Here is a 22,148-nt window from a genome sequence, read left to right as displayed (position 1 = left end):
AACAAAATATTTTTTATTTTAAAATTAATAAATGAATAAACATTTTATAAAAAATAATCAAAAAATTGAATCAAAAAAAAGAAAAAATGTAATAATTAATATTATTTAAATAAAAAAAATTATATAAAAAATAAAATATTTTTTATTTAAATAATATTATTATAAATTAATTTTATAAAATCAAAATTAAGCAAGGTTTAATAATGAAAAATTTATTATTTTTTATATTAGGGTTATTATTAGGAGCGTTTTTAGGCTGTTTATTATATTTAATTGCTGATCGCTATCCTAGAATAGGACCGTTGCCAAAAAAATTAAATTTTTTAAAAGACGTCTCTATTCAATGGAAAGAAATTATAGATACAATTTTTCAAAAAATTATAAAAATGATTAATAAAGATTAAAAAAATCAATTCAAAAAGAAAAAGTATTTCATATTATGAAATACTTTTATATTTTAATAAAATAGATTTATTATCATTTTTTTTAAGATTAATATTTATTTGGAAAATAGTATAAATATTTCCTACTACCCAATATAAAGATAAAGATGTATTTTTAAAAGAAGTTAAGACCATAAAAAAAATCATAACATAACCAACTATTTTAATTGTCAGATCTTGATTTTTCTTTTTTAATTTTTCTTCTTCATCTAAAATTTTGACATTTTTATTAGAATCCAAGTTTTTTTTGGCATTTAGTTTGTTTAAATAAAGCATACTCGAACCTACTATAAGAGATAAAAATATTCTAATTACTGTATCAAGGTTCCAACCTGAATCATAAAAATTAAAATTTATCAAACCTAAAAATTTTTTTTCAGTATATTTTTCATACTCAAAAATGCCGCCTGAAACACTAAAACGAGCTAAAGCTCTAAACATAGCGATAAAAATAGGCATTTGTAAAAAGGGAATAAAAAAACTAAAAACACTTAAATTATGTTTTTTATATACCTTAGCAATTTCCATTTGCATTTTTTGTAAAGATTCTTTATCTTTTTTTAAAACATATTTTGATTTTATTTTATCAATTTCTGGTTTCATGGTGTTCATACTTGTGCTTAAAAAATTAGATTTAGTATAAATAGGCCATAGTAAAGTTCTTATCAAAATAGTAGTCAAAGTGATTCCTAAACCAAAATTACCAAAAAAATATCCTGATCCAGATGAAAATATACTAGAAAAAAATGATAAAACAGAACCTATTAAAATTATTAAAACATTCCATATATAACCCCAGATGAATAAAAAATTCCAACTTATTTTATTATACCAATTGATAGGTAAATCGCCTGAATCATCTACAAAAATAGGTTTAAAAAAAGGTTTATCATCCCTAATTGACGTAAGTTTTAAATAAAATAAATTATTCTTTTTTTCATTATTTAATTTATTTTTTATTAATTCATTATATTTTGTTAAATCAATTAAAGATTTTCCTTCAACGTCGCCATAAATTTGTTCTTTTTCATCAATTTTTAATCGTTTAATATCTTGGTCTGATGAAAAAGAACAAATTTCTAAAGGAGGAACTTTGTTTGAAGTATATTTTTTTTCTATATAACTATATTGAGTTCCTGTTTTGATATTAAAAAAATCTTTTATAAAATTTTCTTTTTTATCCTTTGAAATAACATTACCTTTAATACAAAAAAAAGATTCTTTTTTTTGTATAATTTCGTTTATATATTGAATTATTCCTTTTTTTCTATATTTTTTATATTGTGATAAATTTTCTTCATTAATATTTGAAATAAAAAAACTTTTATTATTTTTGTTAATACCAAATTCAAATATATTAATTTCTTTTAATTTTTCTTGTAATGTTTGTTTGTCTGTTTCTGTTAAACTATTATTTAAATCTAAACTGATTAAATAATCTCTTAATGCTACTATTTTTTTTTCAAATTCTTCTTTATTTATTTGATCTTTATCTTTATCAAAAACAATTTGATAACTACAATATTCTAATTCTGGTTCTTTGTTTGTAGTGTCCTCAACTGTTTTAGCCGTAGAAAAATATTGAATTATAAAAGTGGTAATAAAAGATAAAAATATTATTATAAAAAATTTTTTAAACATTTTTTTTTTATCATATTGATTATTATTAATATTAACCATAATAAATTTACCTTGTTTTATATATTAAAATATTTTTTTTATCAAAACTAAAAATTTTTTTTCTAAATTTGCAAAATCTAACTCTTTGGCGGTCGGTTTTATAATAACAATAAAAATAATATTTTTATCTATTAATGACATATTTTTATGAATAATCATTCTTAAACGCCTTTTAATTAAATTTCTCTCATAAGCTTTGCCATATTTTTTGCTAATACTTAAAACAAATTTAAAATGATCTAATTTTTTTTTAATAAAATATAATATAAAAAAATAATTTTTAACTTTTTGTTTTAATTTAAAAATTAAATCTAATTCATTTTTATTTTTGCAAATATTTTTTTTTTTCATATCTATAAAAATTATATATTCCTTAAATATTATTAAAATTTTAATCTTATAGAAATTAATATTTAGATAATATAAAAAAAATATAAAATATAATTTTTTTCGAAAATCTAAATTTATAGAAAAATATCCTTTTTTATGGATTTAAAATAAATAAAATTAAATAATTATCTTTTTTTAAAAAAAATTAAAAAATAAATTATTTAATTTCCGAAAATAAAAAATATTTTAAGACATTAATAAAATTAAACTGTTAATTTAGCACGTCCTTTTCTTCTTCTTTCAGAAAGCACACGACGACCACCTACAGTAGAAATTCTTGTTCTAAAACCATGTGTTTTAATTCTTTTTATTTTACTAGGTTGATATGTTCTTTTCATAAAAATCAAAAAACCCTTTCTTTTTTTGATTTAAACATTTATAAAAATAAATTTATTATTAATTAAATAAAATATCTTTAACTGTTTTATCGTCTAATTTTTGAATTAAAAAAACTAATAATTCGATTGCGTTTTCTATATCTTTTTTATTAACAATTGAAGTATGAGAATGAATATAACGAGTAGGAATGCTAATAACAAGAGAAGCCGCGCCTTCGTTTTGTAAATGCATAGCAGAAGCATCAGTTTGACCGCCCGTTGGTTTTAATTCTTGAAAAGGAATTTTATTTTCTTTAGCTATTTGAATAACTGTTTTTCTCAATTCTTTATGAGCTATTAACCCATGATCATAACAAGAAATATGCGGCCCTTTTCCTAAAACTTGAATACCAGAATCGGGGTTTCCTGGAACATCATTAGCAACGCCAGTATCTACAGCAATAGCACAATATCAGGTTTAATTTTATAAGAACTTGTTTTAGCGCCTCTTAAACCCACTTCTTCTTGTACTGTAAAAGTTCCTGCAAATTGGTTAGGATTATTTTTTAATTTTTTCAAAACTTCCATTACTATTAAAACGCCTACACGATTATCTAACGCTTTACCGACTATAAAATCTGTATTAGATAAAAGTTCAAAATCGCTATAAGGAGTGATTGCGTCCCCTATTTTAACGCCTAATTTTTCAACTTCTTCTTTGTTGTAAACGCCTAAATCCAGAAATAAAGTTCCAACATCAGGGCTTTTATATCTTTCACTTAAAGGCAAAACATGGGGAGGTTTGGCACCTGTAATAGCTTTTACAGGTCCTTTATCAGTATGAATTAACCATTTTTGAGCTGTCATAACCACTGTATGCCAACCTCCTAAAGTTTGAAATTTAACAAATCCTTCTTTATTAATTTCTGTAACCATTAAACCGATTTCATCTAAATGACCAGCTAGCATAACTTTAGGACCTTTTTCGCCTTTATAAGCGATTAAACTTCCTAATTTATCATATTCTATTTTATCAACAATATCTTTGACATTATCTCTTACATAATGTCTTACTGCTTTTTCATCTCCTGAAACACCATTTAACATTGTTAAATCTTTTAATTGTTTTAATAAATCGGACATAATAAATTTCCCCTAATTTTTTTATTCATTATTCATCTGGACTTATAATATCGTCATCATTGTTAGAAGTTTTATTTGTATTATTGGAAGTTTTATTTGTATTATTGGAAGTTTTATTTGTATTATTTATATTTTTTGATTGTTTAATCAAAAAATTAATTTGTTTATACAATATAAACGCATAAAATAAACTAATTCCAACAAAAATAATTCCGCAAATAATTCTTAAAGCTGTTATTAAGTCTGTTCCTTGACCTAACAAAAAAAAACTTATACTTGAAATAAATAAATAAAGAAGAAATTTTAAAGAAATATATATTTTTTTTGCTTCCTTCGAATGTAATAAAATATATAATTGTATAAAACTATGAATTATCAAAATATAATAAATCATAAATTCAAATCTAATTATCTTTTCAAACAAACTATTTTCTTTAATCCAAGGATCTAAACAAAATCTTAAAGAAATTATATTAAATATAAAAAATTCTATTATTAATAAAAATTTAGTCAAACCTAAATTATTTTTGTATTTTTTTAAAATAAAAAGATAATTTATAAAAAACAATAATATACCAAATGAAATATAAATGAACCTTAAATTATATTCTTTTATTTTAATTGTTAATTCCGCAAAAAAGAATATAGCTAATAATAAAAAAAATGTAAATTTAATAAATGTTTTAAAAATTTCTTTTTTTGTATCTTTTATGTCAAACATTAATTAAACCCCTTATTTTATTTTTTTTTATAAATAATTTATTCACTTTGATTAATCATTTTATCTTTTAAAATATTTATTAATTCTATTTTTTTCAATTTAGAAATATTTTTTATTTCATATTTTTGAGCTAATTCTTTTAATTCAGATAATAAATATTTTTTTAATTTTTTTTCTATATCTTTGTTTTTTTCTTTATCCAAATTTTCTTTATTATCTATTTTTTGTTTTATTTTTTTTGTTTCTAAATTATTTTTTTTTATTTCTTTATCTTTTGAATTAATTAAAATATTTTCTGTATTAACTTCTTGATTGTCAAATTCTTGTTGTTCTTCTTGTTGTTGTTCTTCTTGTTGTTGTTTTAAAGTTTGTTTAATTTTTTCTTGTATTTTTGCTTCATGTTCTTCTAAAGTTTTTTTAGCTAAATTAATATAATCAGTAAATATATGAGGTTCATTATAAGATAAATCAGATAAAATTTTACGATTAATGTCTACTTTAGCCAATGTTAAACCATGTATAAAACTTGAATAACGCATACCATTGTTTACACAACCAGCGTTAATTCTTGTAATCCATAATTTTCTAAAATTTCTTTTCTTTTGTCTTCTGTCTCTATAAGCGTATTGTAGAGAACGCATCACTTGTTCATTAGCTGTTTTATAAAGTTTACTTTTAGATCCAAAATAACCTTTGGCTAATTTTAATATTTTTTTACGTCTTTTATGCCTTGCAGCAACAAAATTTACTTTAACCATTTCTCTAATTTCTTTCTTAATTGAATAAAATAAAAAAAATTAAATGAGATGTTTAATTCTTTTTACATCAGAACTATCTATTTTTGTAATTCCTCTTAGTTGTCTGTTTTGTTTAGTCGTTTTAGAACCGGCTAAATGATTTTTATAAGCGTGTCTTCTTAATAGTTTACCTGTTCCAGTTACTTTAACTCTTTTTTTTAATCCTCTATGATTTTTCTTTTTAATCATAATCAACCTTCTTTTTTATTTGAATTAGATTTTATTTTTTTAGATGATAAAACAACAATCATTTGATTAGATACCATTTTAGGGAAAACATCAACATTACCTACATCTTTTAAATTAGATATAATTTTGTCAAACATTTCTTTACCTAAAAAACTATGTGTAACCATACGTCCTTTAAAACGCATAATAACTTTAACTTTGTCACCTTGTAATAAGAAATGACGAGCTTTTTTTGTCTTAATATTCAAATCGTTTTCATCAATATTAGGATTAATACGGATTTCTTTTACAACTGTTATAAATTGTTTTTTACTCATTTCCTTTAATTTTTTTTGATGTTTATAACGAAATTGAGAATAATTAATTAAACGGACAACTTTAGGATCGGAATTGCCATTAATCATAACTACATCTATTTCTTTTTTTTCGGACAAATTCATTATCTCTTCTTTATCCAAAATACCTAATTGTTTGCCGTCTTCATCAATAGTTAAATATTTACCATAAGGAATGTGTTCGTTATATAAAACATTTATTTTAGGACCTTTTGGATTGTTTTTTTTGTATTTAATATCTGATAACTCCTTTTTTTTTAAAAAAACGTATAACAATATTATTGATTGTTATATATGGATATAAAAATGAATATAAAAAAATATATTTAAATAAAAAAAAAGAATACTTATGAAAAAGTAATCTCTTTTATCCGACAATATAATAAAATACTAAAATAAAAAGTTTTCTTACAAAACTAAAATTTTAGAAATATTGTGCTATTTTCCCAAAAATAAATTAAAATATTATATTTTTCAGGAAAGAGATAATTTTTTAAAACTATTCTTTTTCACATTTTGATAAATTTTATTTTTTTAATACTTTTTAATTATACATTAAAAAAAATATTATTTTAATTTTAAATTAAATTTGAAAAATCTCCAAACAATAAATTATTTTTAACTTATAAATAATGACTTAATTCTAAATTAAAATATTTATTTAAATTAATAAATTTTTTTTATTTTTTGATTCTTTCCGAAAACAAAATATAAAACAATTTCCACTAAAATAATAGAAATAACACCATCCATTATATAATGTTGTTTTAATACAAAAGTAGATATAAAAACCAAAATAGCTATTAATAGTTGAATTAACATAATTTTTTTAATAATTTTATTATCACTTTGAAAACGAAAAGCGACATAACATAACCAACTTAAAGCTACATGAAGACTAGGTAAACTGCAAAATCTTCTATTATCTAATTTATATAATTTCGCTATAAAAGGATCGAAAAATGATTTTGATTCACCATCCACTTCCAATTGAAATTCTTTTAAAGCTTGTATAGGAAAAATCAAAAAAATCAAAAAAGAAATAAGCAAAATTATTAAATAAGTTTTTAATAAAAGTCTAATTCTATTTTTATCTATATATTTGTATGCTAAAAAAGGAGTAATCAAAAACCAAGAAACAAATACACCATAATAAATCAAAATTAAAAATTTTAAACAATTAATACTAGGGAACCCTTTAATATTAGTTTCAAATGTTTCACAAATTCCTAAATTTAATATTGTAATCCATTTATTATTATTTTCTAGTGGATTCTCTTGGTAAATATATTTTCTATATGACAGCGGCTGACTTAAAAAATAATCTAAAATAAAAAAAAATATGCTTTGGAATAAAACTATATAAATGAGTAATAATAATTCTTTTTTTGTATATTTGGAATTTTTCGTCATAAAATATATCCTGATAAATAATTTTATTTTTAATTATTAAATTATTTTTAATTATTTTGAATTTATAAATTTTATATTTATTTTTTCAATAAATTATTTAAATAAAATAAACAATTATAAAAATTAAATATTTTATAATTTAAAAAAATATTTATTGTTAAAAAAATAAATAAATTGAAAATATTATATAATTAAACTTTTTTTTAAATTATATTTTTTGTTCGAGTGAAATATACAATAAATAATTAAAAACCAAATGATCGATATATATAAAAAAAAAAGAAAAAAATAAAAAATTATTTGAACATGATTAAAATATCTTAATTTTTTACTGAACAAATTAAACTCTTTTAAGTAAGCGAATAAAGATTTATTAAAAAAATAAATTAAAATAGAAAAAAATATGTAAACCGAAATATAAACAAAACCAATACTCATATAATTTAAATATATTAAATTATGTTCTATGAAACAAAAATAAAAACAAAAAATTACAGGTAATAATTTATGTTCGCATAAATATTTCTTATCATCTTGAAAAAGAGTAACAAAAAAAATAAAAAAACAATTTATTAAACAATTAAAAATAAAATAACTAAAATATTTAGAATTTCTAAATGACTTTATATAATATAATAATAAAGCTATATTAACAAAAAAATTATTTTGTCTTGTTAACAATCCTAAACCTTTTAATTTTCTTCCGTTATCCGAATTATTTTTAAAACTTAGATTTATTCCATTATACAATGTGTACCAAGACAAAATTAAAATAATAAAAATAATAATTTTATTAAAAAAATTAGACTTATTTTCCGTTTTATTCATAATTTATAACCTTTTTGAAATAATAAGAATTAAATAAGTTATTTTTCAATAATATCAAATTTACATCTACATTATAGCAAAAAAAAATTATTTTTTTAATTATGCTTAAAACTTAATGTATAACATTCTTTTAAAACAGTCTTCTTATGGAAAATACTATTTTAAGAAACTAACTTGCACGGTTTAGGAAACAACGAATTATTTATTGAATATAAATACTCAATTTGAACAGTTTTATATCGTTCATATATAAATAAACTCCATATTTATGTTCTTTTTATGTTATAATATTTAATATATTAAATATTATAATTTAATTTCAAATTTAATTAATTTTTTTATAATAATTCTATTTTATTTTTAAAATTATATTAAAATAATAAATCATATATATTTCGATAATTGTTTTAATTAAAAAATAAAAAGATATAAAATTTATATATTAACAAAAAAGAGAAATCTGAATGAAAATAGGTTTATTTATAGATGCTTATGCCCCTTCTATTGGAGGTGTTCAAACTTCTAATATCACTTTAAAAGAAAGTTTGGAAGCTTTAGGTCATGAAGTGTATATTATAACTTTGCATGCTGTTCCTCGACAAAAAGAAACAGATCCTTATGTATTAAGGCTTAACGGTGGTATACCTTTATATATAAAAGGATTAAAAGGTTATAGACTTTTAATAAGATATAAAAAATTCCTTCCTAAAATCGAATCTTTGAATCTAGATGTTATTCATGTTCATACTGAATTTGGGGTGGGTCATTTAGGTTTATACGCTTCAAAAAAATTAAAATTACCATTAATTTATACAATGCACACTATGTATCATTGTTTTATTCAAAAAAATAATTTTGTTTATTTAAAATTATTTAAAAAAATGATAACCAAATTTATAGATAAATTATTGAAAAAATTAATAAATGAAGCTAATATAATTATTGCGCCTACTCAAAAAACTTTACTTTTTTTCAAAGATTATTACAAAATAGAAAAAAATTATCAAATAGTCCCTAGCGGAATTAAATTAAAAAAATTTTATTCCACAAGTTATAAAAAAGAAGAAATAGATATTTTAAAAGAAAAATTAGGTTTAAAAGATTTTTTTATTTGTTTATATATCGGCAGAGTTTCCGAAGAAAAAGAAATTAATATTATCATTGATTACTTTTCTGATTTCTATAAAAAAAATAAAAAAAGTAAATTATTAATTATAGGAGACGGTCCGAATAAAATTAAATTACAAAAACAAGTTAAAAAATTAAAATTAACAGAAAATATTATTTTTTTAAATTTTGTCCCTAACAATGAAATAGGATTATATTATCAATTAGGAGATGTTTTTGTCGGCGCTTCTTTATTTGAGACACAAGGTTTAACTTATATTGAAGCTTTATCTGCTTCTTTGCCAGTATTAGCACGTTATGATACAGCATTAGATCAAGTTATCCAACATAATCAAAATGGATTTTTTTTCCGAAATAAAGAAGAATTTGTTCAAAATTTAAATATATTGTATAATGATAAAAAAAAATACTATGAAATGTCTAATAATGCCGAAAAATCAGTTCATAATTACAAACAAGAAATTTTTGCCCAAAAAATAATTGATATTTATCAAAAAGCTATCGAAGAAAATAATAACAAATAAATATATTTTTTAAATATATTTTTTTATTTGAACTGCACCCTATATATTAAAAAAAATTATCATTTGCTAAAAATCTAAAATATATCATTTATTATGATAATTTTAGATTTTTTTTATATATAAAATAATATATTAAAAATATATCAAAATAAATTTAATTTCTATATTTTATTTCTTAAAAAACTTAGTTTTAAATAGAATATAATTATATAATATAAAAATATATCAAAATTTTATTTTTTTATTTCAAAATAATTTAAAAAATCCTCATCCATTATATATATGCGAACAAAAAATAAAAATTCACTGGATAAAATTATTATATATAAAGGAATATTGATAAATTAAATAGTATAAATATATTTTTTATTTTAATTTTGTTTTTATTATTTTAAATCATTTTTTAATCTAATTATTCTATATATTATTTTTTTATATAAAATTAAAAGAACATTTTTCATCAATATTTTTTATTTATTTTCAAAAAATAAATAACTCAATAAATTAATGAAGGATACTTAATATGATTAAAAAAGAAATAATAAAAGAAAAAGAAATCGAATTATTACAATTAGTAATAAGTTATCAAAAACCTAATTTTAGAGAATTAATTTTTATTTTAATTAAAATTTATAAAAAATATTTTAAAATTGAAGAACTTTTGGCATTATTAAACATAAATCGTAGTTCTTATTATTATTGGATAAGGACGAAAGATCAAAAAAAACAAAGAGAACAAGATTATAATAAAATCACAAAAAGAATAGGAAAATTATGTAAAGATAATAAATATTCTTTTGGATATCGTAAAATAAAAAATCTTTATTATCAAACTTATCAAGAAACAATTAACAATAAAAAAGTTCTTAAAATTATGAATACTAATAAATGGTTGATGCGTTATAGAAAGCCTTTTAAAAAAGAAAATTTTTACAAAAAATATTTAAAAACAAAATATAATTTAATTAATTTAAATTTTAATTCTACAAAACCCTTCCAAAAAATATATACGGATTTGACTTGTTTTTCTACTGAAAACGGAAAGTTTTGGTTATCTGCTATAATCGATGGTTTTAATAATCAAATTTTATCTTCAGTGATAGGAAAGACTCCAGATTTAGAATTAGTCAAAAAAACTTTCCAAAAATTACCCAAAATAAACAAACCTTGTATTGTTCATTCGGATCAAGGGAGCATCTATCAAAGCGCCAAATTTAAAAATTTTGTCCAAAAAAAAGGTTTTTTGATTAGTATGTCGAGAAAAGCTTTTCCAAATGATAACGCAATTATTGAATCTTATTTTGGTACTTTGAAAGGTTATTTAAAAGAGATTACAATTTCTTTAAATCAAGAAACTTTTGAAACATTAAAAGAAAAAATAAAAAAATTTACTTTTTATTACAATAAAAGTTGGATCTTCGCCAAATTTAATTATAAATCGCCACTGCAATATTTAAAATATAAAACTTGGGAAAAATAAAATATTGATAAATTATATTTCAATAAAATAAACATAATATCAACAAATAATAAACTTTTTTTCTAAAAAAAGAATAAATTAAAATTATTATGAATTTTATACTCTTTGAAATTGGGGGACTTTTATTTGAGTTTTTTCATTTTTCTTATTCGTAATCATTTGTTGGATTTTATCATAATTAGGATTTTGTTTTTGTAATTCTACATATTCTATTTCTTTATCTTGAATATTTTCTTCTACTTTATTTTTTTGTTTTTGTAAATTTTCCATCGTATTAATATGATTGTCTTTTTCTATAACTTCGGTTCTTTTCTTTTCTAGTTCTTCTATAGTTTGTTCATAAGAACCAATCCATTCAGAATAAACTCCTATAGTTTTATCATTTTCTTTAGTCATTTTAACCTTTAAATCTCTTACTTCATTCAATATAGAATTATCAGTAAATTTTTCTTTATAATTATTAAAAGTTTGTTCATAATTGACATAATCGTTTTCTAATTGTTTAATATCTCTATTAATTTCTTCCATATACATCTTTAAAAGCTCAACACTAATAGTTTTAGGGCCTTCTCCTGGTTTTTGTGTTAAACTATCTATTATTCTAGAAATACGATGTTCTTTAGGTAAACTTAATGTAGAATATTCATTATTATTGATATTTTGTTTCTCAGAATATCTATCAAATTCTAATTGATTTTGATTCAAACGAAAACCTGTTTTAATAGGTAAAAAATCACTAATTGTATCAAAAACTTTGAAAACAGTTTTTACTAAACTACCCCAAGAAAAAGAATTTTCTCTTTCCCAATTTTCAGCATTTTGTCTAAGTAATAATAAATGATATTTTAAAACCTGATAAGCTTCTTTTTCTGTTTTAATTAGCTCTATTTTAGCATTTAATTCATCTATTTCTTTTTTAATTTCTTTTTTTCTTTCTTCAACCGAAACTATTTGTGATGCTATTTTTTTTAATTCTATATTTAATGAATCCATAGATTGAATCAAATGTTGTTTGAATTCTTCTGCTATTTTTAATTGTTTTATCAAGGATTCTTCAGTTTTTTCTAATTTTTGAATTTTAATTTTAGTATTAGTTATCTCTTCTACTATTTTCATTTGTTTTTTTTGTAATTCTTCTATTTCTGAAAATAATTTATTTCTTTTTTGGGCATTAATTTCTTTTTCTAATTCTTTGTTTTTTTCTTTAATTTCGTTTTCAATTTTAATTTTTTCTTTCTCTAAATCTATTAATTTTCCTTTTTCAATAGAAATTTCACCCTGTACATCACTTAATTGCGCTTTTATTTTTAAAATATCTGTTTCATTTTTTTCCATTGTATTTTTTATTTTTTCTTTCTCCAATCCGCCTATATTTTGAGATTCTAAAAGTTGGGTTAATTTACTTTCTACATCATCGAATTCTTTTTGCCAACTAGAAGATAAACCTTTATATTTATTTAATAAATTATCATATTCTTCAATAATTTTATCAACTTCTATAATTAATTTATCATAATTTTTAGTAATGGATTCTTTTTTTAACAAGAAAAACAAAACAACAATAATGAATAAAGTAAAAAACAAAATATAAATACTATTTTTAGAATCTAAAAAATTTTGGCCAGTAAATTTTCTATAAATAAAAAAAACAATAAATAATATAATTAAAATAAATATAATCCATACCCAGTATTTGAAAAAATGAAAAAAATTAAATACAATTCCGAAAAAAGAAAACATATTATTATATCCTTTCTTTCTTTTGTTATAAAAATAAATAAATTATATTTTTTTAAAAAAGATTGTACATAACGAAATAAATATATTTATAAATTTTAATAATACAATTATTATTGAAATTAACTTTTGGCTATAGATTCTGCTTTTTTTAAAGAAGCTAACGTATTATCTATAACCACTTGATAAGAATTTCTTAAATCTTCAATATTAATAGCTTTACATTCGCAACAATTTCCTAAAATAGAAGCATCGGTTTTTTGTTTTTTATTATTATTTTCTATAAAAATTTGATTATTAACAAAACGTTCTTTATGTTGAGGATGAGAACATTCTTTTTTTATTTTCAAATTATTAATTTCTCTTTCAATAGATTTTAAACTAGCTTCTTTGATTAAAATATCTAAAACACGATAAGCTTTTTTAAAGTTTTTTTCAATAGGAATTTCTATTAAAAGACCATTTATATCTTTTTCATATTGAGGTGGTAAATATTCTAATGCATTATTAATAATTTCTAATAAAAATTCTTTAGCTTCCTTCGTAATAGGAAATTGATTAGATTTTAATATATCTTGTAATTGTATTTTACGTTCTTCTTTATCGCCAGGTTTTAATTCAAGGCTATGAGTGAAACGTGATAAAATAGCTGGTTCAATACCATCTATATGATTAGTAGCAGCGATAACAAAAATAGGTTGTTCAAAATTAATATCTTCAGGTCGAGGTTCTAATTGGATTTTAAATTCATTTACCACATTAGCAATCTCCGAACCAGGTTTCAAACTGCTAATATTTAAGAAAACATTTTCACACTCATCTAAAAAAATAATAGCTCCTTTGCCGCTTTTACTAGCTGCTTTTTTGGCAAGGTCAAATAATTCTACCACCATTTTAGGAGCTTTACCAACCAATTCTTGTGCAAAAACAGAACAAGAAACATCAATAAAAGGTAATTCGGTTTCTTTAGCAATCGAACTTGCAAAAATAGTTTTCCCACAACCAGGTGTTCCATACATCATTAAACCTTTTGGAACAGATACTTTACCACGATTTTGAAAAGTTTCTTTATATTTAAAAAAATTAATAAACCCTTTGGCTACAGATTTAGCTTCGTTTAAACATGATAGTTGGTCGAAACTTAAAAATTTATTATAATTTTTAGATACAAAATTTTCGCTCGCTAAAAAAATATTATCATCAGAATTATTTATCTTTTTAAAATTATCTTTATTTTCTGGAAACAATTCATTATTTGAATCATTTTCAGAACTTAAATTTTTTTCCAATTTTTTAATATTATTTTGTATATGATTATTAAATTTTTCTAATTTCAGAAGATTTTTATTAATTTGCGTAATCTGTTTTTCGTTATTTAAAAGAATATTATGATGTTCCCAAATATAAAAAACCAAAACACAAGAAATCAAACTCAAAACAATCAATATAATATTTTTGAAATACCAAAAAAATTTATCATTATCGAAATTTATTTCTTTTGTCATATTTTAAACCTTTTTATATTTTTAATTATAAAACAAAATTTAAAAAAGTTATAAAAAGTCCTTATAAATAAAAAAATGATTATTTATTAACGATATTTTGTATATTTTGGGTAATTTCATTAGTACCGCCTATAATAGATTTACCTTGACTATCTACTATTTCATAATTATACAACAGGAATAATTTTGGTTCTTCTAATGTATTAATAATTTTTATTTGCTCAATCTGAGTATTGATTTGAATTTTTTGTATTTCATTTTCTTCCATTTCAAAATAACAAGGTTTGTGGTCTTCCGCATAAATTTCTTTTTTATTATTTTTGTCAACAGTAATAATACGTAAATTAAAATAATCTTCAGGTTTATCAAAAGTATTTTTTGTATCTAAAATAATTTTTATTTTTAAAAATAAAGGTTCTTTTAATTGCATTTGTTTAGAAAAAAGAATAGCTGAATGCTCTACATTAATAAGATGTTTATATTTTTCTATATTAAAATTAGGTATTTCGATAGGAATAAGAGTTTTTTTTTTGTTATCGCCGCCGACATATTCCACTTCAAAAACTGGAAAATCATTTAATAATTTAATCTCTTCTTCCTTATATTGTTGTAAATTATTATAAATAGCTAATATAAGGAAAATCATAGATAAAAAAATAAAAATAAAAAAATAAATTTTACATTTTATATTATTTATTTTCAACATATCGCGAACACCTTTTTTTTATTTTTTTAATAAAATAATAATTTATTTTTTATATAATTCCATTTCAAATTTCAATTGATCAATTTCTTCTTCTAATTTTTTATTTTTTTCTAATAATTCTTCATATAAATCCATTTCTATTCCTTCTTGTGAAGATGCAGGTTTATTCGGGTTATTATTTAAAGAATTTGATTTAAAAATTTTATTTTCATCTTCTAATTGACTAATTTTTTTTTGCAATATTTTATTTTCTTTTAATTTTTGTTCAATATTGTTTGAAGATGTTGTTTCTGGCTCCGAATCAGAAACCAAAGAAGAATCCAATTCTTTAATTAAATCATAAAATAATTTAGCGTTATTAATAGTATTTTGAAGTTCATTTCTCAATTGAATTAAATCTATTAATTTACGGGGTTCTTCCAAAACATCCTGAAATTCTTCAAAAATAGTTTCAGGAACATATCGTTTTTGTTCTTTGATGAAATCTTTCGAATTATTTTTATAAGAAAATAAAGTTAAAATTAAAGAAATTGATATCAAAAAAGGTAAAATAATTTTTAAAACAAGATTTTTAATTCTATCATTCATTTTTTTATTTCCTTTATTTGTTCGATAAATCATTTTATTATCTTTTTTAACAAATCAAATCAAAAAAAATCTAATATTAAATAAAAATTTAATGTAAAAAATAAATCATTTCTCTTGTTTATTTAATAATTTGTTTTAATATATAGTTATATTTAAATATTTTTTTTAATTTTGTAATAGAATTATTTTTATATTTATAAATTTGTTTTTTAGTTATATTTAATTTATTATTTATTTCTTCCGAAGATAAAACATATTGATAATTTGCATCAATATTATTCTCTTTAAGACCATAACTATATAACATAACTTGGTATTCTATTTTGCTTAATTTGGTCTTTATTTTATATAAAAAATAATCATAATAGATTTGTTTTATATAAATTTGATGGGGATCAAGATATTTAGGAAAATATGATGAATATTTATATTCTTTATCTTGGATATAACAATCTAAACAAATAGATTTAATATTTTTATGTAATTTTTTATTCTTTTTATTTTTGTTATAAACTCTTGTAGGAATAGAAGGCGAATGACTCATACGAATTAAATTATCTATTTGTTGTTTGATTTTAGCTTGTGCAAAAGTAACAAAATCACAATTATAAATATTTCTTAAATAATCGATCAATGCATTATTTATTGCCAAAACACCTTCTTGTATAAGATCTTTCTTCTCTAAAATTTTAGGATAATATTTAATTTTATAAACTATAAAAGTAATTATTTCTTCATAAAACAAAAAAAATATTTTTTCTCTTATTTTGTAATTTTTTTTACCAAAAACAACATATAAATTAAATAATTCATTAATTTCATTCAAAGTTTTTACATAATTTTTTATTTTATTTTTCATAATATATTTTCCTTTTTTAAAAAAGACAATAAAAAGAGAAAAATAATCATAAATAAAATTATAAAAATGTTTAATATATAGGATGCAGTTAAATATGAACATAATATATAAAATTATTTTTTATTTTTATAAAAGATTTAAAAAATATTTTTTTGTTCAAAAAATATATAAAATGTTTATAATATTTTTGGTGATTTAAAATAAATCACTTATAAAATTAAAAAATTAAAAAATTAAAAAATTAAAAAATTAAAAAATTAAAATTAAAAAATTAAAATTAAAAAATTAAAATTAGTAAGAGGAATTTGTAATAAAACATATAGAAAATATTAAAAAAAGTAATTCAAAATTATTTATTTTTGCTTTTTTTATTTTAATTTCTGCAATTATAGCTATTTATTTTTTCAAAAACAAATCTATCGACCGAGAAGAAATCGAAACAAATTTAAAAAAATCTTATTTAACAGAGCATGAGATTCCTAAAATAAAAGACAATTCAATTGAAAACTCCGAGGACATAATGAACGACAATCATTATAAAAAATCTAAAAATATTATTTTAGAAAATTTAGAAAAAGAAAATATTTTAGATTCTGCCAAAATAAATAAAAATGAAAAAGACGAAAAAATTGATTCAACATATGTTGAAAATACCGAAGAAGAACAAAAATCAGAATTAGACAAAGATGAAAAAATTGATTCAACATATGTTGAAAATACCGAAGAAGAACAAAAATCAGAATTAAACAAAGATGAAAAAATTGATTCAATATATATTGAAAATACTGAAGAAGAAAAAAAATCAGAATCAGACAAAGATGAAAATATAGAAAAATTAAAAAAAGCAAAAAATACTCAAATGAAAACAATAAATAATTTTTTCAAAAAAAAAATTACAAAAAAAATAAAATAATATAAAAAAAAGATTATTAGTTGTCTAATAATCTTTTTTGTTTAAAAAAATTCATAACTTAATCATATTTAATAAAATTTTAGGTAAAATTTTTAAAATATATTATTTAATTTAATAATAAGTTTTTAAATATCATATTATAATTATTTATTAGATTGTTTTTATTTTAACATTATTTATATTTAATAAAATTTTCCATATTTTGATAACTTAAAATATTAAATATAATTTATATAATTTTTTTTAAATTAATTTTTTGCTCATATTGGATTAAATGAATAATTTATATTCAATTTTATTTTTTGATTGAATTTATTCAAATTTTTATTTTTAAATATTTTTATATTAAATCTAATTATTAAAAAAAAAAAAAAAGAAAATAATTTTATATTTACTTTATTTTCTTTTTTTGTTTTTTTAATAATTAGATTATTTAATTTGTTTATCTTCTTTAATTTTGATAGCCTTATTAGATAAATCTCTTACATAATAAAGTTTAGCTCTACGAACCATTCCTCTTCTGACTATTTCTATTTTTTCATAAGAAGGAGAATGAATCGGGAAAATACGTTCTACACCGATACCTGAATAAACTTTTCTTACAGTGAAATTTTCAGTAATATTACTTCCTTTACGTCTTATAACTAAACCTTCGAAAATTTGAATTCTTTTCTTATTTCCTTCTTCTATTTTAGTAAAAACTTTTACCATATCTCCTGGTTTAAAATCAGGTACATTTCTTAATTTTTTTGTATTAATTGAATCAATTAATTTTTGTCCTTTTAAATCCATATTAAGATTCCTTTTTAAATTTTTATTTATCCTATAACATAAAAAAACATTTTATGGGTGTTTTTTTAATTATATCGATAATTTTAAGGATATTTTTTTATTATATCTATATTTTTTTTATTCAAATTATTTTTTAACTGAATTTTTATTTTTTTTTAATAAACTTTTTACAGTTTTAGTTGGTTGGATTCCGGTAGATAACCATTTTTCTACTTTATCATTATGTATATTTATTAAATTACGAAAAGGTTCATAAGTACCTAATATTTCTAAAAATTTACCGTCTCTTTTATTGCGTGATTCCGCGGCCACTATACGATAAAAAGGTCTTTTATGATTGCCAAAACGTTGTAAACGCATTCTAATTGCCATTTTTTAAATATTCCTACTTTCTAAAATTTATAAATGATTTTATTATTTATCTATCTTTTTCTCTTACTATACTTAAAATAGTTATTAATATTCTCAAAAAAACACTTACCAAAAGCGAAGCAAAACCTAAAGATAATTGATATTCATATTTTTTAGGCATGCCGTTAAATATCATTTGTTCAACATAATCAAAATGCAAAATTAAAATTAAAGATGTAAAAATTAAAAGAAATATATTTATTGGTATAGTTAAAACACTTTGGTGTATTAAATTTTCCATTGTATAATTACCAAAACAAGCTAATAATAAACTAATCATTTGACTAATTATAACAAATATTAAAATTCGGAACATATTTTTTTTAAAATTATAAGTCGCTAATAAAATGCCTTTATAATATAGATGCGACATAAAAATAAAAATCAAAAAAGTAAATAATAATGATGAAAAAACTATAGGAAAAAAAACTTCATACTCGCCTTTTAATAAATTTAAAAATATTCCTATTCCATAACCTAGAGTTATCGAATAAAGAAAAGAAAATATTTTAGATAAAGTAACACTAAATATTCCTATATAATAAAAAATCGTACTCGCGATGAAGCAAAAAAAACCAAAAGCTAAATAGATATCTGTCTTATTTATTTCTTTTAAGGTGCCAAATGTAGCGCAAGAAATAACAACTAACAATAATATAATTGTTTTTAAAGCTACTCCTTTACGTGTTAACTTATCATCAGAAACAATATTTACATTTGATGCACGACTTTTATAAAAATCATTTTTAATTCTTTCAAAAGTATTACTAACTCTAGTTTTATTTTGAAACATTTTTCAAAACCTTCCTATCTAATTAAATAAATTTTTTAAAAAATTAGTATTTTTATTTTTTTTATTCATAAACATAAATTATAAACTATAAATTCTATATATATTATATATTATATTTTTTTAACTTGAAATAAAAAGATAATAAAAATAATAATTTATTACTCAATTTAGAAAATAAAATAACTTATTTCATTATATAAATCAAATAAAAATTTACATTTATTATATATTTTTATAAAACAGAATTTATGATATTTGTTACTTTTTGATTAATTTCTTTTGTATTATTATTTTGTAATTCTTCAAAATGTAAAGCTTTATGAATAAATATTTCTACTTTTTTTCTTCTAAACCAACATTTACCTCTCATAGCGCAAGAACCTTTTAATGTAATAGGTAAAACGTCAGCTTCACTTTTTAAAATTATTTTAAAAGAACCATCTAAAGAATTTATTATTTTATCACTAGTTTTATGTTTGATACCGCCTTCATTAAAAATAATCATTCCTAAATTATTTTTAATATTTTGAATACCTTGCATAATATTTTTTACTGTTTCTTTATTATTTTCTCTTTTTATTTTGATACAATTAGAAGCATTAAAACAATAACTTAAAAACCATCCCATTCTGCTATCATAAAGTTCTGATTTAGGTGTGAAAGCTATAGTTCTTGGAAAAATAGAAGCAATAATAAAAGGATCAAAGTTAGTTTTGTGATTAGAATAAATAACTAATTTATTTTTGAGAGGTATTAATTCTTTATTATGAATAATAACTTTGATACGAAAAAAATTCATAATTAATTTTGAAAAACTAGATATAATTTCATTTCTCAAAGGGTGATCGACTTTTAATTTTTTAGAAAACCACATCGCTATAAATAAAAAAAACAATACACAAACCCAAGATAAAATTAAATTAATAAAAAAAGATAAAATAAAAGACGTAATAGTGACAAATGATTTTAACAATGTTGGATCAGGTAAATAATAAAAATTTAATACTAAATATGAAGAACAAAACATAAAAAAAAAGAAATAAAAAAAAAGAATAAAAGTAAACATAATCTATTTTAAACCTCATTATTTTTTTTTGGCATGTAAGTAGCAAAAATCAATTCATTTTTAATTTTTTTTTCTTTAATTAAGTATCTTTTGAAATTAAAAAAAGGAAAAAAAGAATCACCTTGGTGTCTTTTTAATATATGAGTAATATATAGTTTATCAGCGTATTTCAATGATTGATTATAAATAGAACTACCACCGATAACTATGATTTCTTCTTTTTTATTTTGATATTCTTTTAAAAATTGTTCTACATTAGAGACATGAATTATACCTGATATACAAAAAGGTAATGTTTTAGCAACATAAATATTTTGAAAAGGTAATTTTTTTTTTTGATAATAAAATTTTAAAGATTCATAAGTGTTCCAACCCATAAAAACATTTTTATTGAAAGTTTTATTTTTAAAAAATAAAAGGTCTTCTGGATAATGCCATGGTAATTTATTCTCTTTACCAATGAGAAAATTAGAATCAAAAGCTGTTATCAAAGAAATCATACAGCAACATCTCCTTTTAAAACATCATGCGATATATAATTTTTTAAATTGATATCTGAAAACTTAAAATCTTCTATCCTTTTTATATTTGGATTTAAAATGATTTGAGATAACGGATAAGGATTGCGTTTTATTTGGATATTTATTTGTTCTAAATGGTTTTCATAAATATGCGCATCACCTATTGTATGAATGAATTCATAAGGTTCTAAATTTGTTATTTGTGATATCAATATTAATAATAACGAATAAGAAGCGATATTAAAAGGGATGCCTAAAAAAACATCTCCGCTTCTTTGGTATAATTGCAAAGAAAGTTTATTTTGGTTAACGAAAAATTGAATTAAAACATGACAAGGAGGCAACGCCATTTCATCTATCAAAGGAGGATTCCAAGAAGAAATAATTAAACGTCTAGATAAAGGATTATTTTGAATTTCTTGGATTATTTTTTTTAATTGATCGATTCCTGAAAAATCTCGCCATTGTTTGCCATAAACAGGACCTAAATTTCCATTTTTTTCAGCAAATTCTTTATCTACCTTTATTTTATTAATAAATTCCGACAAATTTTCTCCTTGAAAAAAAGGAGATTTTTTGTATTTTTCGTAAGGCCATTCGTTCCATATTTTGACATTATTTAATACAAGATAACGAATATTAGTGTCGCCTTTGATAAACCATAACAGTTCGTGAATAATAGAACGAAAGTTTATTTTTTTAGTAGTTAACAAAGGAAACCCTTTTTCTAAATTAAAACGCATTTGATAGCCAAATAAACTTTTAGCTTTTATTTGAGTTCTATTTTCTCTTAAAGTTCCTTTTTCTAAAATTAAACGGCATAATTTTAAATATTGTTGCATTATATTTTACCCTTTGATAATTTTTTT

25 protein-coding genes are annotated in these 22,148 nt (G+C 20.0%); 4 read left to right on the top strand and 21 right to left on the bottom strand.

The window, feature by feature from the left end:
• The first annotated feature begins 203 nt into the window (after positions 1-203).
• Complete coding sequence (locus tag LFWB_RS03390; protein WP_210954632.1) at positions 204-404, top strand: hypothetical protein; 201 nt, start codon at positions 204-206, stop codon at positions 402-404.
• Positions 405-437: 33 nt separating this feature from the next.
• On the opposite strand, the gene LFWB_RS03385 is transcribed toward LFWB_RS03390, so the two are convergent.
• The 10 genes from LFWB_RS03385 to LFWB_RS03345 all read right to left on the bottom strand — a co-directional run bounded on the left by LFWB_RS03385 (position 438) and on the right by LFWB_RS03345 (position 7,428).
• Positions 438-2,123, bottom strand: coding sequence for a YidC/Oxa1 family membrane protein insertase (locus tag LFWB_RS03385; RefSeq protein ID WP_210954631.1), 1,686 nt, complete (start codon positions 2,121-2,123; stop codon positions 438-440).
• Positions 2,124-2,147: 24 nt separating this feature from the next.
• Entirely contained in the window at positions 2,148-2,474 is a 327-nt protein-coding gene (rnpA, locus tag LFWB_RS03380; protein ID WP_210954630.1) for a ribonuclease P protein component, read from the bottom strand.
• Between the two features lie 242 nt (positions 2,475-2,716).
• Entirely contained in the window at positions 2,717-2,851 is a 135-nt protein-coding gene (rpmH, locus tag LFWB_RS03375; RefSeq protein WP_210954629.1) for a 50S ribosomal protein L34, read from the bottom strand.
• A gap of 58 nt (positions 2,852-2,909) precedes the next feature.
• Complete coding sequence (locus LFWB_RS03940) at positions 2,910-3,239, bottom strand: hypothetical protein (RefSeq protein WP_281411837.1); 330 nt, start codon at positions 3,237-3,239, stop codon at positions 2,910-2,912.
• 44 nt (positions 3,240-3,283) lie between these two features.
• Complete coding sequence (locus LFWB_RS03935; RefSeq protein ID WP_281411832.1) at positions 3,284-3,973, bottom strand: M42 family metallopeptidase; 690 nt, start codon at positions 3,971-3,973, stop codon at positions 3,284-3,286.
• A gap of 28 nt (positions 3,974-4,001) precedes the next feature.
• Entirely contained in the window at positions 4,002-4,694 is a 693-nt protein-coding gene (locus LFWB_RS03365) for a hypothetical protein (RefSeq protein WP_210954628.1), read from the bottom strand.
• A 38-nt stretch (positions 4,695-4,732) separates the two neighbouring features.
• Positions 4,733-5,452 carry a 50S ribosomal protein L20 gene (rplT, locus tag LFWB_RS03360; protein WP_210954627.1) on the bottom strand — a complete coding sequence of 240 codons (720 nt, stop codon included), beginning with the start codon at positions 5,450-5,452 and terminating at the stop codon, positions 4,733-4,735.
• 39 nt (positions 5,453-5,491) lie between these two features.
• The gene (rpmI, locus tag LFWB_RS03355) at positions 5,492-5,680 is read right to left on the bottom strand and encodes a 50S ribosomal protein L35 (protein ID WP_210954949.1); all 189 of its coding nucleotides are present in this window, start codon (positions 5,678-5,680) and stop codon (positions 5,492-5,494) included.
• Positions 5,681-5,682: 2 nt separating this feature from the next.
• The gene (gene infC, locus LFWB_RS03350) at positions 5,683-6,291 is read right to left on the bottom strand and encodes a translation initiation factor IF-3 (RefSeq protein WP_246454213.1); all 609 of its coding nucleotides are present in this window, start codon (positions 6,289-6,291) and stop codon (positions 5,683-5,685) included.
• Positions 6,292-6,681: 390 nt separating this feature from the next.
• Positions 6,682-7,428: a phosphatase PAP2 family protein gene (locus LFWB_RS03345; protein WP_210954626.1), complete on the bottom strand. Its 747-nt coding sequence runs from the start codon at positions 7,426-7,428 to the stop codon at positions 6,682-6,684.
• A 1,292-nt stretch (positions 7,429-8,720) separates the two neighbouring features.
• On the opposite strand from LFWB_RS03345, the gene LFWB_RS03340 reads away from it, so the two are divergent.
• Both LFWB_RS03340 and LFWB_RS03335 read left to right on the top strand, forming a co-directional pair.
• Complete coding sequence (locus LFWB_RS03340) at positions 8,721-9,908, top strand: glycosyltransferase (protein WP_210954625.1); 1,188 nt, start codon at positions 8,721-8,723, stop codon at positions 9,906-9,908.
• A gap of 523 nt (positions 9,909-10,431) precedes the next feature.
• Positions 10,432-11,388 (top strand): IS3 family transposase, encoded by a 957-nt coding sequence (locus LFWB_RS03335; protein ID WP_210954624.1) that lies wholly within the window; start codon positions 10,432-10,434, stop codon positions 11,386-11,388.
• Between the two features lie 96 nt (positions 11,389-11,484).
• Here the strand turns inward: LFWB_RS03335 and LFWB_RS03330 are convergent, their stop codons facing one another.
• The 5 genes from LFWB_RS03330 to LFWB_RS03310 form a co-directional block, all read right to left on the bottom strand.
• The gene (locus tag LFWB_RS03330; protein WP_210954623.1) at positions 11,485-13,128 is read right to left on the bottom strand and encodes a coiled-coil domain-containing protein; all 1,644 of its coding nucleotides are present in this window, start codon (positions 13,126-13,128) and stop codon (positions 11,485-11,487) included.
• A gap of 119 nt (positions 13,129-13,247) precedes the next feature.
• Positions 13,248-14,630 (bottom strand): ATP-binding protein, encoded by a 1,383-nt coding sequence (locus tag LFWB_RS03325; RefSeq protein WP_210954622.1) that lies wholly within the window; start codon positions 14,628-14,630, stop codon positions 13,248-13,250.
• A gap of 79 nt (positions 14,631-14,709) precedes the next feature.
• Complete coding sequence (locus LFWB_RS03320) at positions 14,710-15,336, bottom strand: hypothetical protein (protein WP_210954621.1); 627 nt, start codon at positions 15,334-15,336, stop codon at positions 14,710-14,712.
• A gap of 42 nt (positions 15,337-15,378) precedes the next feature.
• A complete protein-coding gene (locus tag LFWB_RS03315) occupies positions 15,379-15,957 on the bottom strand; it encodes a hypothetical protein (protein ID WP_210954620.1) in 579 nt (192 codons plus the stop codon).
• Between the two features lie 85 nt (positions 15,958-16,042).
• A complete protein-coding gene (locus tag LFWB_RS03310) occupies positions 16,043-16,783 on the bottom strand; it encodes a hypothetical protein (protein ID WP_210954619.1) in 741 nt (246 codons plus the stop codon).
• A gap of 520 nt (positions 16,784-17,303) precedes the next feature.
• On the opposite strand from LFWB_RS03310, the gene LFWB_RS03305 reads away from it, so the two are divergent.
• Positions 17,304-17,696, top strand: coding sequence for a hypothetical protein (locus tag LFWB_RS03305; protein ID WP_210954618.1), 393 nt, complete (start codon positions 17,304-17,306; stop codon positions 17,694-17,696).
• A 429-nt stretch (positions 17,697-18,125) separates the two neighbouring features.
• On the opposite strand, the gene rplS is transcribed toward LFWB_RS03305, so the two are convergent.
• From rplS to LFWB_RS03275, 6 genes are all read right to left on the bottom strand, one after another.
• Positions 18,126-18,488 (bottom strand): 50S ribosomal protein L19, encoded by a 363-nt coding sequence (rplS, locus tag LFWB_RS03300; protein ID WP_210954617.1) that lies wholly within the window; start codon positions 18,486-18,488, stop codon positions 18,126-18,128.
• A 126-nt stretch (positions 18,489-18,614) separates the two neighbouring features.
• The gene (rpsP, locus tag LFWB_RS03295) at positions 18,615-18,860 is read right to left on the bottom strand and encodes a 30S ribosomal protein S16 (protein ID WP_210954616.1); all 246 of its coding nucleotides are present in this window, start codon (positions 18,858-18,860) and stop codon (positions 18,615-18,617) included.
• Between the two features lie 46 nt (positions 18,861-18,906).
• Entirely contained in the window at positions 18,907-19,692 is a 786-nt protein-coding gene (locus tag LFWB_RS03290; RefSeq protein ID WP_210954615.1) for a Bax inhibitor-1/YccA family membrane protein, read from the bottom strand.
• 232 nt (positions 19,693-19,924) lie between these two features.
• Positions 19,925-20,758: a lysophospholipid acyltransferase family protein gene (locus LFWB_RS03285; protein ID WP_210954614.1), complete on the bottom strand. Its 834-nt coding sequence runs from the start codon at positions 20,756-20,758 to the stop codon at positions 19,925-19,927.
• 8 nt (positions 20,759-20,766) lie between these two features.
• A complete protein-coding gene (locus tag LFWB_RS03280) occupies positions 20,767-21,258 on the bottom strand; it encodes a dihydrofolate reductase (protein WP_210954613.1) in 492 nt (163 codons plus the stop codon).
• Positions 21,255-22,121 carry a thymidylate synthase gene (locus LFWB_RS03275; protein WP_210954612.1) on the bottom strand — a complete coding sequence of 289 codons (867 nt, stop codon included), beginning with the start codon at positions 22,119-22,121 and terminating at the stop codon, positions 21,255-21,257. The genes LFWB_RS03280 and LFWB_RS03275 overlap by 4 nt, the downstream gene beginning before the upstream one ends.
• Between the last annotated feature and the right edge of the window lie 27 nt (positions 22,122-22,148).

This window comes from Candidatus Phytoplasma luffae (genome assembly GCF_018024475.1).
GTDB lineage: Bacteria > Bacillota_I > Bacilli_A > Acholeplasmatales > Acholeplasmataceae > Phytoplasma > Phytoplasma luffae.
This window is presented reverse-complemented; position numbering and strand designations above follow the sequence as displayed.